Origin of the sequence: Mesorhizobium sp. J8 (assembly GCF_016591715.1) — a bacterium.
In the GTDB taxonomy this organism is placed as follows: domain Bacteria; phylum Pseudomonadota; class Alphaproteobacteria; order Rhizobiales; family Rhizobiaceae; genus Mesorhizobium.
The window spans coordinates 3,312,551-3,329,077 of record NZ_AP024109.1; the positions used below are offsets into that span (position 1 = coordinate 3,312,551).

The 16,527-nt window shown below is 64.3% G+C and carries 16 protein-coding genes and 1 tRNA gene; 11 read left to right on the top strand and 6 right to left on the bottom strand.

What is annotated here, in order from left to right:
• Window positions 1-2: 2 nt before the first annotated feature.
• From MJ8_RS15800 to MJ8_RS15815, 4 genes are all read left to right on the top strand, one after another.
• Entirely contained in the window at window positions 3-1,031 is a 1,029-nt protein-coding gene (locus tag MJ8_RS15800; RefSeq protein WP_201415221.1) for a thiamine pyrophosphate-dependent dehydrogenase E1 component subunit alpha, read from the top strand.
• A complete protein-coding gene (locus tag MJ8_RS15805) occupies window positions 1,031-2,029 on the top strand; it encodes an alpha-ketoacid dehydrogenase subunit beta (protein WP_201415222.1) in 999 nt (332 codons plus the stop codon). Before MJ8_RS15800 ends, MJ8_RS15805 begins: the two co-directional genes overlap by 1 nt.
• A 3-nt stretch (window positions 2,030-2,032) precedes the next feature.
• Complete coding sequence (locus tag MJ8_RS15810) at window positions 2,033-3,370, top strand: pyruvate dehydrogenase complex dihydrolipoamide acetyltransferase (protein WP_201415223.1); 1,338 nt, start codon at window positions 2,033-2,035, stop codon at window positions 3,368-3,370.
• Window positions 3,371-3,507: 137 nt separating this feature from the next.
• The gene (locus tag MJ8_RS15815; RefSeq protein WP_201415224.1) at window positions 3,508-4,674 is read left to right on the top strand and encodes a DUF930 domain-containing protein; all 1,167 of its coding nucleotides are present in this window, start codon (window positions 3,508-3,510) and stop codon (window positions 4,672-4,674) included.
• A gap of 76 nt (window positions 4,675-4,750) precedes the next feature.
• Here the strand turns inward: MJ8_RS15815 and MJ8_RS15820 are convergent, their stop codons facing one another.
• Window positions 4,751-5,425, bottom strand: coding sequence for an HAD family hydrolase (locus tag MJ8_RS15820; RefSeq protein WP_201415225.1), 675 nt, complete (start codon window positions 5,423-5,425; stop codon window positions 4,751-4,753).
• An 89-nt stretch (window positions 5,426-5,514) separates the two neighbouring features.
• Window positions 5,515-6,156 carry a hypothetical protein gene (locus MJ8_RS15825; RefSeq protein ID WP_201415226.1) on the bottom strand — a complete coding sequence of 214 codons (642 nt, stop codon included), beginning with the start codon at window positions 6,154-6,156 and terminating at the stop codon, window positions 5,515-5,517.
• Between the two features lie 189 nt (window positions 6,157-6,345).
• On the opposite strand from MJ8_RS15825, the gene MJ8_RS15830 reads away from it, so the two are divergent.
• From MJ8_RS15830 to ptsP, 5 genes are read left to right on the top strand one after another with little or no spacing between them, the layout of a single operon-like run.
• Entirely contained in the window at window positions 6,346-6,783 is a 438-nt protein-coding gene (locus MJ8_RS15830) for a transcriptional regulator GutM (protein ID WP_201415227.1), read from the top strand.
• 53 nt (window positions 6,784-6,836) lie between these two features.
• On the top strand, window positions 6,837-7,604 hold the full coding sequence (locus MJ8_RS15835; protein ID WP_041008501.1) for a PTS glucitol/sorbitol transporter subunit IIC: 768 nt from the start codon (window positions 6,837-6,839) through the stop codon (window positions 7,602-7,604).
• A gap of 15 nt (window positions 7,605-7,619) precedes the next feature.
• Window positions 7,620-8,624, top strand: coding sequence for a PTS glucitol/sorbitol transporter subunit IIB (locus MJ8_RS15840; protein WP_201415228.1), 1,005 nt, complete (start codon window positions 7,620-7,622; stop codon window positions 8,622-8,624).
• 26 nt (window positions 8,625-8,650) lie between these two features.
• Window positions 8,651-9,031, top strand: coding sequence for a PTS glucitol/sorbitol transporter subunit IIA (locus MJ8_RS15845; protein ID WP_201415229.1), 381 nt, complete (start codon window positions 8,651-8,653; stop codon window positions 9,029-9,031).
• Window positions 9,032-9,078: 47 nt separating this feature from the next.
• The gene (gene ptsP / locus MJ8_RS15850; RefSeq protein WP_201415230.1) at window positions 9,079-11,064 is read left to right on the top strand and encodes a phosphoenolpyruvate--protein phosphotransferase; all 1,986 of its coding nucleotides are present in this window, start codon (window positions 9,079-9,081) and stop codon (window positions 11,062-11,064) included.
• Window positions 11,065-11,078: 14 nt separating this feature from the next.
• On the opposite strand, the gene MJ8_RS15855 is transcribed toward ptsP, so the two are convergent.
• Window positions 11,079-11,864, bottom strand: a complete 786-nt coding sequence (locus MJ8_RS15855) for a hypothetical protein (RefSeq protein WP_201415231.1) — start codon at window positions 11,862-11,864, stop codon at window positions 11,079-11,081.
• A gap of 152 nt (window positions 11,865-12,016) precedes the next feature.
• Here MJ8_RS15855 and MJ8_RS15860 point away from each other — a divergent pair, with 152 nt between their 5' ends.
• Both MJ8_RS15860 and MJ8_RS15865 read left to right on the top strand, forming a co-directional pair.
• Complete coding sequence (locus MJ8_RS15860; RefSeq protein ID WP_201415232.1) at window positions 12,017-13,033, top strand: sugar-binding transcriptional regulator; 1,017 nt, start codon at window positions 12,017-12,019, stop codon at window positions 13,031-13,033.
• A 28-nt stretch (window positions 13,034-13,061) separates the two neighbouring features.
• Window positions 13,062-13,424 carry a hypothetical protein gene (locus MJ8_RS15865; protein WP_201415233.1) on the top strand — a complete coding sequence of 121 codons (363 nt, stop codon included), beginning with the start codon at window positions 13,062-13,064 and terminating at the stop codon, window positions 13,422-13,424.
• A 70-nt stretch (window positions 13,425-13,494) separates the two neighbouring features.
• On the opposite strand, the gene MJ8_RS15870 is transcribed toward MJ8_RS15865, so the two are convergent.
• From MJ8_RS15870 to MJ8_RS15880, 3 genes are all read right to left on the bottom strand, one after another.
• Window positions 13,495-13,571: transfer RNA gene (locus MJ8_RS15870), tRNA-Pro, on the bottom strand.
• A 54-nt stretch (window positions 13,572-13,625) separates the two neighbouring features.
• Window positions 13,626-14,882, bottom strand: a complete 1,257-nt coding sequence (locus tag MJ8_RS15875; protein WP_412177118.1) for an O-antigen ligase family protein — start codon at window positions 14,880-14,882, stop codon at window positions 13,626-13,628.
• A gap of 56 nt (window positions 14,883-14,938) precedes the next feature.
• A complete protein-coding gene (locus MJ8_RS15880; RefSeq protein WP_201415234.1) occupies window positions 14,939-16,474 on the bottom strand; it encodes an undecaprenyl-phosphate glucose phosphotransferase in 1,536 nt (511 codons plus the stop codon).
• Between the last annotated feature and the right edge of the window lie 53 nt (window positions 16,475-16,527).

A 16,527-nucleotide genomic window follows, 5' to 3' on the forward strand; every position in this document is an offset into this window, starting at 1 on the left:
TCATGGCTGGAGCCAGCAAAGCCGTCGCGGATAGCCGGGCCAACCTGCCTTTCGTCTATCGCCAGTACAGTCCAGAGCAACTGAGACAGGTTCTTCACAAGATGTACCTCATCCGCCGCTTCGAAGAGGGGGCGGAAGAGTGCTACATGCGCGGCCTCATCCACGGCACCATGCACCTGTCGATCGGCCAGGAGGCCAGCGCCATGGGCATCTGCATGCCGCTCGCCGAGGATGACCAGATCACCTCGACGCATCGCGGCCATGGCCATTGCATCGCCAAGGGCGCGGAGGTCAGCCGCATGTTCGCCGAGTTCTTCGGCAAGACCACCGGCTACTGCAAGGGCAGGGGCGGCTCCATGCACATCGCCGATGTCGCCAAGGGCAATCTCGGCGCCAACGGCATCGTTGCCGGCGGCATTCCGATCGCGGTGGGCGCCGCGCTTTCGTCCAAGATGATGAAGACCGGCAAGGTCGTGGTCTCCTTCTTCGGCGACGGCGCCAACAACGAGGGCGCCTTCCACGAGGCGCTGAACATGGCGGCGATCTGGAAGCTGCCGGTGATCTTCGTGTGCGAGAACAACGGCTACGGCATGTCGACCTCGACGGCGCGCTCGACCGCGGTGAAGAACATCGCCGAGCGGGCGGCCGCCTATTCGATGCCGGGCGTCATCGTCAACGGCAACATCTTCTCCGAGGTCGCCGAGGCGTCCTTCAAGGCGGTCGAGCGGGCGCGTGCGGGCGAGGGGCCGACGCTGATCGAATCCAAGACCTACCGCCACCGCGGCCATTCCAAGAGCGACCGCAACCGCTACCGCACCAAGGAAGAGATCGAGGATTGGATGGCGAACCGCGATCCGATCACGCTCTTCGAGACGGAGCTGCGCGATTTCGGCTTCATCGACGACCAGGGCATCCAGGCGATCCGCGACGCGGTCGCCAAGGAGATCGCCGACGGCATCGAGTTCGCCAAGGCGAGCCCGGCGCCGGAGATCGCCACCCTTCAGAACTATGTTTACACGGAGCAAGCCTGATGGACGCCGCGGTGCGTGAACTGAGCTACGCCCAGGCGATCCAGGAAGCCATGGCGATCGCCATGGACATGGACGAGCGCGTCTTCCTGATGGGCGAGGATATCGGCGTCTATGGCGGCGCGTTCCAGGTGACGGGCGATCTGGTCGAGCGCTACGGCACCGACCGGGTGATCGACACGCCGATTTCCGAACTGGGCGGGGCCGGCGTCGCGGTGGGCGCGGCCGTAACCGGCATGCGGCCGATCTTCGAATTCCAGTTCTCGGATTTCGCCACGCTCGGCATGGAGCAGATCGTCAACCAGGCGGCCAAGATGCGCTTCATGCTCGGCGGCGAGGTCTCGGTGCCGGTGGTGATGCGTTTCCCGGCTGGCTCCGGCACGGGTGCCGCCGCGCAGCACAGCCAAAGCTTGGAGGCCTGGCTCGGCCATGTGCCCGGCCTCAAGGTCATCCAGCCGGCGACGCCGCACGATGCCAAGGGCATGCTGTTGGCGGCAATCGCCGATCCGGACCCGGTCATGATCTTCGAGCACAAGCTGCTCTACAAGATGAAGGGGCATGTGCCGGAAGGCCACTACACCGTTCCGATCGGCAAGGCCGAGATCCGCCGCGAGGGCCGCGACCTCACCATCGTCGCGACATCGATCATGGTGCAGAAGGCGCTCGACGCCGCGGCCGCGCTCGAAGGCGAAGGTATCGAGATCGAAGTGGTCGATCTGCGCACGATCCGTCCGATCGACAGGCAGACCGTGATCGACAGCGTGAAGAAAACCTCGCGCCTGCTCTGCGTCTACGAGGCGGTGAAGACGCTCGGGATCGGCGCGGAAGTGAGCGCGCTGGTCGCCGAAAGCGAGGCCTTCGACTACCTCGATGCGCCGATCGTGCGCCTCGGCGGCGCCGAAACGCCCATCCCCTATAATCCGGACCTGGAAAAGGCGACGGTGCCGCAGGTTCCCGACATCATCGCCGCCGCGCGCGACCTGGTGAAAGGGGTTCGCTGAGCGATGCCGACCGAAGTCATTCTTCCCAAGGTCGACATGGACATGGCGACCGGACAGATCTCGCGCTGGTTCGCCGAGGAGGGCGCTCGCGTCAAGAAGGGGGACGTGCTCTTCGAGATCGAGACCGACAAGGCGGCGATGGAGATCGACGCGCCGGCCAGCGGCACGCTGCGCAACATCACCGGCAAGGAGCGCGTCGACATTCCGGTCGGCGAGCCCGTCGCCTGGATTTATGCCGACGACGAGCTTTATGAGGCCAAGCAGGGGGGAATGTCGGCGCAGCCGACGGAGGGGGGCGCTGTCTCGCCAGTCTCTCATTCCGTCGCGTCCCCCTCTGGCCTGCCGGCCATCTCCCCCACGAGGGGGGAGATCAACGAATCGCAGGGCGAGCGCGCGACGCCGCTGGCACGCCGCTTGGCTCGTGAAGCCGGTCTTACGATAGCCGAAATACAAGGCAGCGGTCCGCGCGGCCGCGTCGTGCGCGCCGACGTTGAAGCCGCAGTCGCCGCGAAAGGCGCGGCCACCCCTGTCCAGCCGCCCGCCGGGATTCCGGTAGAAGTCCCATCGGCTCCGGCGCCCGCGCCGAAGCCGATGTCGGACGATCAGGTGCTGAAGCTGTTTACCGAAGGCTCCTACGAGCTTGTGCCGCACGACAACATGCGCAAGACCATCGCGCGCCGGCTGGTCGAGGCGAAGAGCACGATCCCGCATTTCTATCTGACGCTGGACTGCGAGCTCGATGCGCTGCTTGCGCTGCGCACGCAGCTCAATGCCGCGGCCCCGATGCGCAAGACCGACAAGGGCGAGGTTCCGGCCTACAAGCTCTCTGTCAACGACATGGTCATCAAGGCGATGGCCATGGCGCTGATGGCGGTGCCGGATGCCAATGCGTCCTGGACCGAGAACGCCATGGTCAAGCACAAGCATGCCGATGTCGGCGTTGCCGTGTCGATCCCCGGCGGCCTGATCACGCCCATCATCCGGCATGCGGATGAAAAGACGCTGTCGGTGATCTCCAACGAGATGAAGGACCTTGCCAGCCGCGCCAGGAGCCGCAAGCTGAAGCCGGAAGAATATCAGGGCGGCACGACGGCGGTGTCGAATCTCGGCATGTTCGGCATCAAGGACTTTGCCGCCGTCATCAACCCGCCGCATGCGACGATCCTTGCGGTCGGCGCGGGCGAGGAGCGCGCTGTGGTGAAGAAGGGCGAGATCAGAATAGCGACCATGATGTCGGTGACGCTGTCGACCGACCATCGTGCCGTCGACGGCGCGCTCGGCGCGGAACTGCTCGGCGCCTTCAAGCGCATGATCGAAAACCCGATGGGCATGCTGGTGTAAGCCAATCCCCGCAGGGCCTTGACCCGGCCTGCTCTTACGCCGCGTGGCCTGCGATCACCGACTTGTCAGGCCGGCAGCTCGCGCAAATCCCGGCCCGGTGCTTGAAGCTGCCGTCATTTCGTTCCACATCGGGCGCAATGAACGGCAAGATGCGGGAATGGTTTCGGAATTGGCGATGGGCCCTGGCCGCATCGCTGTTTCTGCATGCCCTGATCGCAGCGTTCTTGTTCCTGGGTTTTCCGAGACCCGACCAGTTGCCGGATCAGCAGGAACAGCCGGTCAATGTCGCGATCGTGCCGCCGCCCGATCAGCCAAAGCCGAAGCCTGCTCCAAAGCCGCCGGAGCCGACACCTGAAAAGAAGGCCGAGAAGCCACCTGAGCAGGCTGTGCAAAAGCCGCCGCCTCCAGAGCCGCCGAAACCGCGGGACATCCCGGTTCTCAAGCGCGTTTTCCAATATGGCGAGAAGGATACCGGCCCGCAGAAATCTCCCGACGGCGGCAGCGCGCCAGCCAACGCGCCGTCGCCGGCCAAGGATGAACCCGCCAAGCCCCCTGTCGCATCGCAGCCCGCGCCAAGCCAGCCCACTCCGCCTGCGGCACCCGAACAGCAGGCGGACACCAACAAGGCTCAAGAGAAGCCGGTAACGGCCGCACCGGACGAAAAACCCGCGCAAAGCGAGGAGAAGCAGGCGGACGAGGGCACCGATAAACCGCAACCGGAAAAGCAGGAGGCAGCTCCGCAAAACGCAGAAAAGGAAGCTGCCGAAGCGCCAAAGCCGTTGGCGGCCCAAGCCGGCGACAAGCCTGCGCCGGCCGAAAAGGCCAGGCCTAAGCCTTCCAGGGCGACGAAGTTTAAATCCGCAAGAGCTTTGAGAGCGCCAAGCGCGAACTCGAGAAGGTCAAGCCCCGCCGACAGAGAGGTCGCGGGATCGCCGATCTATTCCGGCCTGCCGGGCGTCAGAAAGCTTTACTCGCCGGGTGCGACCGGCAACGCGCTGGCCACAAGCTCGATGGAAAACGTGCCGCGCGATCAGCGCGTCGCCAATCTTTGCGCCAACGTCCTGAACCAGGAATTGCAGAGCGCCGACTACGCGCCGAAATGGCTGCCGACCATCCCGCTGAAGCAGGGCAATGTTCTCAATCCAACGCAGACGGCCTTCAGCACCACAACCCAATGGTACGATCTGAGCTTCCGCTGCGAGGTCGACGCCGATGCGACGAGGGTCCTGTCCTTCAACTTCCGTGTGGGGGGATTGGTCCCGCCCGCTGAGTGGACCCGGCGTCGCTTCCCAAGTCTTCGCTAGTGCTGGACCCCGAACCGAAAGTCAGCAAAAAGCGGAACCGGTTTTCGGAGAAGATCGTGTCCGACAAAGACTTAGCTTAGGCCGGCACGCCCAGCTTGGCCAACTTCCGGCTGACGTCGTGCCAGTCGGCGCAAACAAGGTCTGCGCCGGCGGCTCTCAGCCGCGCGCCGTGCTCGGGATAGGTGTGGCCGCCGCCCGTATAGCCGATCGCGATCATGCCGGCCGCAACTGCGCCCTGGACGCCAAATGGCGAATCCTCGATCACGACGCAGTCGGCCGGCTTCGCGCCCATCTTCTCGGCGGCGTAGAGGAAGATGTCGGGCGCCGGCTTGCCGTTCTTCACCATATAGGAAGAGAAGATCGCCTCGCCGAAGAAGCGTGAAAGCCCGGTTACGGACAGGCTGTGGTTGATACGTTCGACTGACGAGCCCGAGGCGACGCAGCGATCGCCGGCGAGGCTGCTGATAAAGGGCACGATTCCCGGCGTTGGCTTCAGCTCTTCAGAAAACAACAGCTTGGTCTCGGCCCAGATGTCGCCGTCGGCCGCCGGGGGGAATTGGTGACCGGTCAGTTCCTTGATCTTTACGATGATGTCCGCCTGTTTCAAGCCGATGCATTGCGCGATGATGCCGCCATGGACGCCGGGCATGCCGTGTTTCTCGTAAACGCGCTCATAGGCCTTGGCGGCCAGCGGTTCGCTGTCGACGAGAACGCCATCGCAATCGAAAATAATCAGTCTAGCTTGCGCCACGCGCCACTCCCGGCCTCGGTTCGAACCCGCACATCGCTATCGATAAAAAGTCAGATGTTCAATAGTAAGGCGGCTGCGACTCCAACGCTTCAAAGCTGGCGCAGCGCCTCGCTGACCGGCGAGGATCCGAGCGCGCGCTGCATGGCCTGGCGCGACTGGGCCCGGTCCGGCGTGATCCAGTTGGGCTCGGCGCCGAGGAAGCGGTCGAGGAAGGCCACGGCATAGGCGGGCATTTCCGTCGCGTTCTCGCGATAGGACCACCATGTGCGCAGGTCGTCTGCGCATTTGTCGATGCTGGGCGCCGTACCGAACTCCTGCTCGTGCACGGCTAGGATCGCCGACACGCAGTAATTGGTATAGAGGAATCCCTCTGGCCAGAAGCGCACGATTTCCGCCGTTCCGGCATTGGCCTCCGTCTCGGTCATCTCGGTGAGACCTGAGACCTCCCGCGCCGGCGACTGGCGGATCAGCTCACGCAGCACCAGCCCGGCGGCAAAGACGATGAAGTCCGCGCGGTCGACCGCGGCGAATCGTTTCTGCGCTTCCATGACATCGATCCAGTCGAGGAAGGCGCGCGTCAGCTTGGCCTCATCGATCTCGAAACGAACGCCGAAGGTTTCCGACACCACCTTCGCGCTGCTGCGAAACGTGGCGCGAAACCAGCGCAGCTGCCGCAACCGGTGGCGAAGGTCCGGCATAAGCGCGAGTTCGTGCCTGAAAGGCAGATCCATGTCTCATATCCCGTTTGACGACAGGCTAGCACAGGCGCCGCCGATGCCGAAATCGGCCAGCCGGCTGTGGAGCGCTATGGCGGCTAATATAATACATGTTGACATTCGAGGAAACAAATGTTCTCACTTTCGGGTCGTCTCGGCTCCGTTCAATATGTGCCGGGGAAAGCGACTCGGGAGGAAACCGAAATGGCCATCTGGCAGTGGGCGCTGCTTCTGCTGTTTGTTGTCTGGGCGCTGCAATCGCTCGGTGTCTGGCTGCAGATGCGGCATTATTCGGACGTCTTCAAAGGTGTCACGGCCCAGTACAAGGACGGCTTCGTCGGCGCGGGCAATTTCCGCGGGCGGCTGGCCAAGGGCACGATTGCGCTGATCGTCGTGACCCCGGATCTCATCGTGCGGCGCATGATGGTCATGAGCGGCCGTTCGGTGCTGACCAAGTTCAAGCGGCATGAAGAATTCGAGGGCATCCCCCTCGATCGACTCCGGTCCAACCCTGCGATCATGGGGGAGGGGGAACCCGGTGTGGCCGAGGCCGTGAAACGGGCGATCGAGCAGATCGACCGCGCGCGGTCGGAGCCTGGGAAGAAGCCGGGCCTGTCCGGCTTGAACGTAGCAAGGGCATAAACGGACGCCGGCAGCCGGCTGGGAATGACCGGCAGGGGTCATAAGGAGGAGAAATGTCTGTAATTACATTATTGGCGCAGCATGCGGACCTCGCGGTGCATAACCTGCATGTCGCAGGCACCATGGTCTCGGATGCTGCCTGGCACGGCAAGCTCGGCGTCGAGCATGCCACCGATCATCTCGTGGTCCTGGCGCAGGCGACGACCGACAACGCGCCGGTCACCGCCGACCAGCTGAAGGAACAGCTGAAGAACGTGCAGCAGGAAGAGCAGCTCGGCTGGCTGACCGCCATCGGCAAATACTTCATCGGCATCTTCCAGAAAGGCGGCGAAGTGTTCGCCGGCTTCGTCACCGGCATTATTCCGACGCTGGTGGTGCTGATGACCGCCTTCTACGCCGTCACCGAGCTGGTCGGCGAGGAGCGCGTCCACGGCCTGGCGCGCGGCGCGGGCCGCATCGCGCTGACCCGCTATACCGTGCTGCCGGTGCTGTCGGTGTTCTTCCTCACCAACCCGATGGCCTACACCTTCGGGTCCTTCCTCGAAGAAAAGCACAAGCCTGCCTTCTATGACGCGGCGGTTTCTTACGTGCATCCGCCGCTCGGCCTCTTCCCGCACATCAATCCCGGCGAATATTTCGTCTGGGGCGGCATGCTGGTCGCGTTGCTCGACCTCGAGAAGCGGGGCGTCATCGCCAACGGCTATCACGTCAAGGTGGCCATCTGGTATGCCATCGTCGGCCTCGTCGTCATCCTGCTGAAGGGCATCTTGACCGAGCGCATCACGGCCATCATGGCACGCCGCCAGGGCGTCGAGCTCTAAGGGCGGGAGGACACCATGGCCAAGACATACAAGGCAGTAAAGATTTCGAAGGGCTCCACCGGTTGGGGCGGCCCCCTGGTCATCGAGCCGACAGACCAGCGCAACAAGGTCGTGTCGGTGACCGGCGGCGGCATTCATCCGGTGGCGCAGCTCATCGCCGACATGACCGGGGCCCAGGCCGTCGACGGTTTCAAGTCGCCGCCGATCGAAAGCGAGATGGCGGTGGTCGTCGTCGACTGCGGCGGCACCGCGCGCTGCGGCGTCTATCCGCGCAAGCGTATCCCGACCGTCAACCTGACGCCGGTCGGCCAGGCGGGTCCGCTCGCCCAGTTCATAACGGAAGACATCTACGTTTCGGGCGTGAAGCCGGCCAACGTCACAATGGCGGACGGATCCGAAGTGGTCACCACTGCGGGGGGAGCAGCAACGATGAGTTCAAGCAACGACACCACTGCCAGGGCGGCCGAGCCGCTGCCGAGCGAAGGCGGGCTTATCGGCCTGATCAGCTCGATCGGCCGCGTCATGGGGCGCGTCGTCGGCATCTTCTTCAACTCCGGCCGCCGCACCATCGACCAGGTGGTCCGCAACGTGCTGCCCTTCATGGCTTTCGTGACCATGCTGATCGGCCTCATTCTCTATACCGGCATCGGCGACGTGCTGGCGCAGCCGATGGGTCCGCTCGCCAACAACATCGTCGGCCTGTTGGTCATCTCGGCAATCTGCGGCCTGCCGTTCCTGTCGCCCATCCTGGGGCCAGGCGCGGTCATCGCCCAGGTCATCGGCGTCGCCATCATCGGCCCGCAGATCGCCAACGGCACCATCTCGCCCGCAATGGCCCTGCCGGCGCTGTTTGCCTACAACACCCAGGTGGGTTGCGATTTCGTTCCCGTCGGTCTGGCGCTCGGTGAGGCCAAGCCGAAGACGATCGAAATCGGTGTGCCGGCGGTGCTCATCAGCCGCCAGATCATGGGCCCGGTCTCCGTGCTGATCGCATGGATCGTGTCCCTGATCGTGTTCTAAAACATCAGTAAGACGAGGTTCGCCATATGTCGGTTCTTCTCAAGACACGGGTCACGGCAATAGGACCCGAAGTGGCGGACCTCGCCGAGGGCGGCGTGGTCATCCTGTTCGCGGATGGCTCGCCTCCCGAACTGGCCGAGGTCTCCGTGCTGCACAAGACGGAAGAGGGTCCGAGCGATAACGGGCCAGCGAAAGGCGCGTCGATCACGGTCGGGCCGGTTTCGGCTGTTATAACGGCTGTCGGCGACACGGCGTGGAGCAAGGTCCGTGAAATGGGCCATGTCGTGATCTCCTTCAATGGAGCGTCCGAGGCCGAAAGGCCGGGCGAGGTTTGCGCATCCGAGGTCGATACCGGAGCGCTCGTGACAGCCCTGACACCAGGCGCTGTCATCACCATCGCCGCCTGATAATATCCGCGCTGTCTGTCGACGGCGCCCAAACCTAGAGTATTGCCATGGAACGCTCGACCATCGTCAGAGTGCACGAAGGTTTGCACGCCCGTCCCGCCACACGGTTCGTGAAACTCGCCAAGGGTTTCGAGTCCGACGTCGAGCTGATCAAGGACGGCAAGGCGGTCAGCGCCAAGAGCTCGGTCAAGCTGATGCTCCTGGCCGTCAAGGAAAACCAGGAAGTCACCGTGCGCGCCAACGGCGCCGACGCGATCGAGGCGATCGAGGCGCTGATCGGCTATCTGGAGAACCCGCGCGCCGGCCTCGACGACGAGGGCGAGGCCGGTGAAGCTGGCTCGGAAACCGCGGCCGCGCCGCCCGCTCTCGAGGTCCAGCCGCCTGCCGCCGCCGCTGCGGATGGAACCCCGAAACTTCAAGGCGTCGCCGCCAGCGAGGGCGTGGCGATCGGGCCGGCCTTCGCGCATTTTCCGCCGGAGATCGAGGGACCGGGCAGGCGCCTGCAGGCCGATGAAATCGACGGCGAGCTCGAGCGCTTCCGCGGCGCCGTCGCCAGCGTCCAGGCGCGCATGGATCGCACGCTTGCCGAGAACAATCTCTCCGCCGGCGATCGCGGCATCGTCGCGGCGCTGCGCGACATCGCCGCCGACGACAGCCTGACCGGCGAGGTCGAAAGGCTGATCAAAGGCGGCGACGACGCGGTTTCGGCGGTCATCGCGGCGGCGGCCACCATCGCCGCCGATTTCAGCGCCGTCGACGATCATTATCTCAACGCCCGGGCCGACGACGTCCAGGCCGTCGGCCGGCAGATCTGCCTGGTGCTGCTCGGCCAGGACGAGGTCAGCCTGGAGACGATTCCGCAGGGCGCGATCCTGATCGCCGACGACATCGGCGCCTGGGACCTGGCGCGCGCGCCGCTGAAGCGCATCGGCGGCGTGGTCTGCGGCCATGGCGGTGCCACCTCGCATATCGCCATCATCGCCCGTTCGCACGGCATCCCGGCCGTGCTGGGTCTGGGCGACAAGGTCAACGAGCTGCGCGCTGCCAGGGAGGTGGCGATCGACGGCAATGCCGGGCATGTGATCGTCGATCCGGACGAGACGGTGCGCGCCGATTTCACCCGGCGTGTCGAAGCCGCGGCGCAGGAGCGCGCCGGGCTGAAAGTGTTCAAGGGCGTGACGCCTACTCGCGCGGACGGCACGGTGATCGAGGTCGCGGCCAATATCGGCTCGCTGGAAGAGATCGAGGCGGCACAGGAGGCCGGCGCGATGGGCGTCGGCCTTTTCCGTACCGAGCTGCTTTTCATGCGCCATATGCATCTGCCGTCGGAAGACATGCAGGCCGAGACCTACAGCGCGCTGGCCAAGGCGTTCGCTCCGCATCCGGTCATCGTGCGCACGCTCGATATCGGCGGCGACAAGCCGATCGCGGGCATCGAATTTCCCGACGAGGAAAATCCCTTCCTCGGTTGGCGCGGCATCCGCATGTGCCTGGACCGGCCCGACATCTTCAAGCGCCAGTTGCGCGCGCTGCTCCGGGCAGCCGTCCATGGCAACATCAAGGTGATGCTGCCGATGGTTTCGGAGATCGCGGAGGTCACGCGCACCCGCGCGCTGGTCGCCGAATGCGCGGCTGAACTCAAGGCCGAAGGCGTGCCGCATGCAAGCTTCGATCTCGGCGTGATGATCGAGACGCCGGCCGCCGTGCTGATCGCGCCCGCGCTGGCCAAGGAAGTGGCGTTCTTCTCGATCGGCACCAACGACCTCACCCAGTACATCATGGCCGCAGACCGCCTCAACCCGACGGTCGCCAAGCTCAATGACGTCACCAATCCGGCGGTGATGTCGGCGATCGAGCTGACGGCAAAGGCGGGTGTCGCCGCCGGCATCATGGTGGGCATGTGCGGCGAGGCCGCCGGCCGCCCGGACCTGATCCCGACCTTCGTCGGGATGGGCTTGACCGAGCTCAGCATGAGTCCGGCCTCGATCCAGCGCGCCAAGAAGACGATCGCGGCCATGGTGGCCGAGCGATAGCGGATAATTCGCGGTTACGTCAGATGCGCGAGCAGGGTGGCGAGAACCGGTGTCAGTTCCTGGACGGCATCGGCCTGGGCGCAGGCCTGCCGGATCCGATCCTCCCGCACTTCGGTCGCCAGCACCGCCATCTCGAGAATATCGGGCTCGGGCGTGCCGCCGTCCGCTTTGGTCGCCAGTCCGCAGGCAAGCACCGCGGGCGCAAGGCATCTGATGTCGAGAGACCGGTCGCCGGCGATCGCCGGGCCTGTGCCGATGTCGCCGGGCTGGACCGGACGGTGGTTGAGGCATTCGACAAGGAGAGCCGCGCAGGCCGCCGCGACCTGGTCCGTGGAGGCCGTTCCCGCCGTCGCGCCGGCCAGGAGATCCGCGTGGCGCTTGCGCATCGCGACATGCACGGCGGAAAAGCTCGCCTCGTGTACGCGGGGATTGTCGATGCCGTAGCCGGCGAGAACCGCGCGGGTCAGATAATACATGTCACGCCTGAACTGACGTTCGCCGCCGATCTGCCGGTCTTCATCGCCTTGCGGGAAATAGACCCGCAGGCTTTTCACGGTCGTGCCGTCGACCTTGAGCGGCCGGAAATGCGGAACGAAGGATTCGGCGATCGTCAGCGCCTCATCCACGGCGCTCGCGGCATGACCGAGCAGGCTGCGGCCTGGAAAGGGCGGCAGGTTGCTCGTGATGTCGTGCGGGCTTTCGCCGGCGCTGTCGTGGCGGCTTTGTCGGATCGCGTCGCGCAGTTCCCGAAGCCGGTCCTTCAGGTTGGCGCGGACATCCTCGGAGATTTGTCGCAGCATCGCCAATCGCCTCGAAATGCTGAAGCCGCTCACGGCTTGGGGCGCCAGTCGCCCTCTCTAGATTGTTCGTCTCGCTTGGTAGATCAATAGACGATATTTAACCAGCATGCAGAATCGGCGAGGCGGTGTCATCGCCGCAGTTGGAGGGGAACTTGGGCAGGCGACGGCAGGGCGAACCAGAAAACGGCAGGGCGGCCGAGGCATCCGAGCAGGTCGTCAGCGAAAGCCGGACCGACCGCCTCAGGATCCGCGCCGCCTGGATGTATTTCGTCGAACAGATGACGCAAAACGAGATCGCCGACGTGCTGGGCGTCGGCCGCGTTACCATCGTGCGCATGCTGGCGGAGGCGAGGGCGCGCAACGAGGTGAAGATCACCATCGAGAGCGAGCTCCTGGAGATCGTGCGGCTGGAGCGCGCGCTGGAGCGGACCTTTGGCCTGCAGCAGGCGCTGGTCGCGCCGCTCACTGACCCCAAGGCCGATCCGATCCCGGCGATCGCCGCCAAGACCGGCATGTTCCTGTCCGATGCGATGAAATCCGGCATGCGGGTTGGCGTCGGCTGGGGCGTGACGTTGTTCAACACATTGCCCTTCATCAGCGCCAAATCGCTGACCGATTTCAGCGTGATTTCATTGCTTGGCGGTGTCGGCGTCGCGCGGCGGGTCAACCCGGCGGAATTTGCCTGGCGCTTTGCCCAGATCTTCCAGGGCGACGGTTATCTGATGCCGACGCCGGCCGTCGTCGACAGCGTCGAGACCAAGATCGCGCTGGTCGAGCGCTGCGGCCTGCAGGAAATCTTCGAGATGGCCGACGCGCTCGATGCCGTTCTGCTCAGCGTCGGTGGCATCGCGTCGGCCACCACCTTCTCGCGCGGCGGCTTCCTCAAGGAGGCCGACCGCGAGGCCCTGCTGGCGCGCGGCGCGGTCGGCGACCTTCTGTTCCATTTCTACGACCGCAACGGCGACCTGGTCGACCATCCCGTCAACAGCCACGTGATGTCGGTGGATGTCGACCGCCTGCGGAAGGCGCCGATCCGCATCCTCACCTCCGGCGGCGAGGAGAAGACCGATGCGCTGCTCGGCGCCATGAACCTGATCGCGCCGACCATTCTGATCACCGATGAAGAAAGCGCACGGCGGATGCTGGCGGCGCATGGGGCCCGGGTTTGATGATCGCCTGAGGGCGGAGGCCAAAGCAGTGACCACCGTGATCTGGATCTGCTGCTGCGGACTGGTGCTGATAGCGGTGAGCTACCTTGGCGTCTTCGTCAATTCGATCAGCATCCCCTTGAACGGCCCGTCCGGTCGACGTTTCCTGAAGAAGGCAGTGAAGAAGCGGGGCGTCGACCCGAACCGAATTCCGGATCGGGTTTGGTGGGAGATTGTCGAGGGAAGTATTGCGACAGCGACTCTCAACGGCAATTTTCGCGCTGAATTCGCGTGGCAACTGAACCGTGAGGCGGATGCCATCGCAAGGATCATGTCAGGCACAACAAATGAATCCCAGGATCACCAGGTCCGGAACATTCTTGTGCGTAACGGCGTCATCGCGCCCTACTGACGGGACCGGCGGCGATATAACACCGTCGGATACGCTCGGGAGACGTTCATGGGGATATCAAGGATTTAAATGGTCGGAGTGGCCGGATTCGAACCGACGACCCCTTGACCCCCAGTCAAGTGCGCTACCGGGCTGCGCTACACTCCGGACCGGGTGGCGATGTATCGTGATAACCCCATGCGGGTCAACCGAATTCGGTGTCTATCGCGCAGGTGAAATCGCAAGGGCGGATGCCGGCCTCGCCAGCCGCAATTCCCGTTGGTGCCGGTACTCCAGCGCGATCGCGCCCCAGACCAATCCCATCAGCAGGTAGAGATGGCGCCAGTGGTCGATGTCGATGAAGGTGCCGAGCCCGATATTGCCGAGATAGGCGACATAGGCGCAGAGCAGGTAAGGCTGCCATGGGCGGTCGCGCAACAGGATGCGGAAGCCGGCCCCGATCGTCCATAAGGTCAGCGTCAGGAACGAGACGAAGCCCAGCCAGCCGTAATCCATCAGCGCCTTCAGCCAGATGTCGTGCGTGTCCTCGCCATAGATCGTGCCGAACACCAGCGGGCCGATGCCGAACGGATGCTCCATCGCCAGCTGGAAGCCGATCGTGTAGCGGGCGAATCGGCCGAGCCGCGCCGAATCGTAGCTCTGCTCGAGCTGCGCGCGCTGGGTGAACATGTCCGATACGCCGGGCAGTTGCAGGATGATCAGGAAGGCGATGACCAGCAGGGCCACGGCCGCGATCGTCATCACCACCACCCGCAGCCGGAACTTGCCGCTGGCGCTCTGCAGAAAAAGGCATGCGGTGAGCAGCACCGCCGACACCGCGAACATGCCCCAGGCGCCGCGCGAGAAGGAGAAGAAGATGCCGGCGGTGATGATGAGCAGCGGCGCCGCCAGAAGCGGCATGCGCGACACCGGGCCGGTGAGCAGCAGATAGAGCAGATAGGTTCCGGGCAGCACCAGGAACGGGCCGAACACGTTCGGATCCTGGAAGGCGCCGGCCGCACGGTCGTATTTGGTGAACATTTCCGCGCCGGGAAAGGCATGGAAATAGCCGGCGATGCCGAGCAGCGACGTCGCCACCGCTGAGACGACATAGGCGATGAAGATCAGCCGGTAGAGGCTGGGTTGGACCGAGGTCACCGAGGCGAAGAACACCGCGCTCAAGGCGAGAAACAGCGAGACGGCGAGATAGAGCGGCGTGTTGGCGAGATCCGCCATCTGCGTCATGGCGATCATGCCGCCGATGTTCATCGCCACCAGAAGCACCAGCAATGGCACGATCGCGCGCGAGATCCGAAGGCCGAACAGCCCCCAGACCGCGATCAGCCCGGCCATGTAGATTTCGTAAGGCGCGGGCTCGCTGATGACGAAGCCGGAAAGCAGGATGCCGATGCCGATCGCCGCCGAGGCGATAAGCGAAATCAGCTTGGCGTTGACCGCCTGCGGCGGCAACTTGTTGATCGCCGAAGCCGGTAGCTGGTTGACAGCCCGTGGCTGCAACTCATGGGCGACGGCGCTCAATAGGCGTTTTCCGTGTTGAGCAGGCGGATCGGCGTCAGGAACAGGATGCGCAGGTCGAACAGCATCGACCAGTTCTCGATGTAGTAGAGGTCGTATTCGGTGCGCATGCGGATCTTTTCATTGGTGTCCATCTCGCCGCGCCAGCCATTGATCTGCGCCCAGCCGGTAACGCCGGGCTTGACCTTGTGGCGTGCGAAATAGCCGTCGACCACCTCGTTGTAGAGCAGATTGTGCGACTGCGCGGCGATCGCATGCGGTCGCGGCCCGACCAGCGACAGCGAGCCGAGGAGCGAATTGAAGAATTGCGGCAGCTCGTCGATCGAGGTCTTGCGGATGAAGCGCCCGACGCGGGTGACCCGCGGGTCGTTCTTGGTCACCGTCTGCTTGGCGGTCGGGTCCGACCGGTCGGCATACATCGAGCGGAATTTGTAGACCTCGATGATCTCGTTGTTGAAGCCGTGCCGCTTCTGCTTGAACAGCACCGGACCTTTGCTGTCGAGCTTGATGGCGATCGCGGTGGCGAGCATCACCGGCGAGAACAGAATGATGCCGACCAGCGAGAAGACGATGTCGAAGGCGCGCTTGGCGACCGAATCCCAGTCGTTGATCGGCTTGTCGAAGATGTCGAGCATCGGCACCGAGCCGATATAGGAGTAGGCGCGCGGCCGGAACTGCAGCGCGTTCGAATGCGCCGAGAGCCGGATGTCGACCGGCAGCACCCAGAGCTTCTTGAGCAACTGCAGGACGCGCGATTCGGCGGTCAGCGGCAGCGACACGATCAGCATGTCGATGCGCGCGATGCGGGCGAATTCGATGAGTTCCGAGATCGTGCCGAGCTTCGGATAGCCGGCGACGATCGGCGGCGAGCGCTTGTCGTTGCGGTCGTCGAAGATGCCGCAGATGCGGATGTCGTTGTAAGGCTGCTTCTCAACCGAGCGGATCAGTTGTTCCGCCGCCTTGCCGCCGCCGACGATGAGGGCGCGGCGCTCCATGCGGCCGTCGCGCGCCCAGCGGCGGATCAGCCTCGACATCACCAGCCTCAGGCCGAAGACCAACACGAAGCCAACCACGAACCAGGTGCCGAACAGCAGGCGCGAATAGTCTTCCGAGGCTTTGATGGCGAAGGCGGTGAGCGCCATCAGCGCGAAGCTGCCGGCCCAGACAAGCAGCACGCGGCCGAAATTGGCAAGCGGGCGCATCAGCGCCGCGATCTGGTAGCAGTCGGTCACGTCGAGCAGCACCACGGCCAGGAACGACGTCGCCGCGATCGCCAGCGGATATTGCCAGGCCAGATAGCTGAAGAAGCCGACATAGTAGAAATAGACGCCGAGCCCGGAGAGGAACAGCACCGCGAACTCGACCATGCGCAACACGCCGCTGACCATGATCGGCGACATCGTATCGCGCCGGTATTGCGAGGCGACCTGGCGCGCCACATCGTTGATGCCGCCGGGCTGTCCGCCATCGGCGGGAGCCTCGTAGTTGCGCACCGCATCCATGGAAAAGCGGTGCGCGGGGTCGATCTCATTCATGGGAACTGTCCGCGAGCTTCGCGAAACTGCATAGCAAAAGAGAGCTAAGAAAG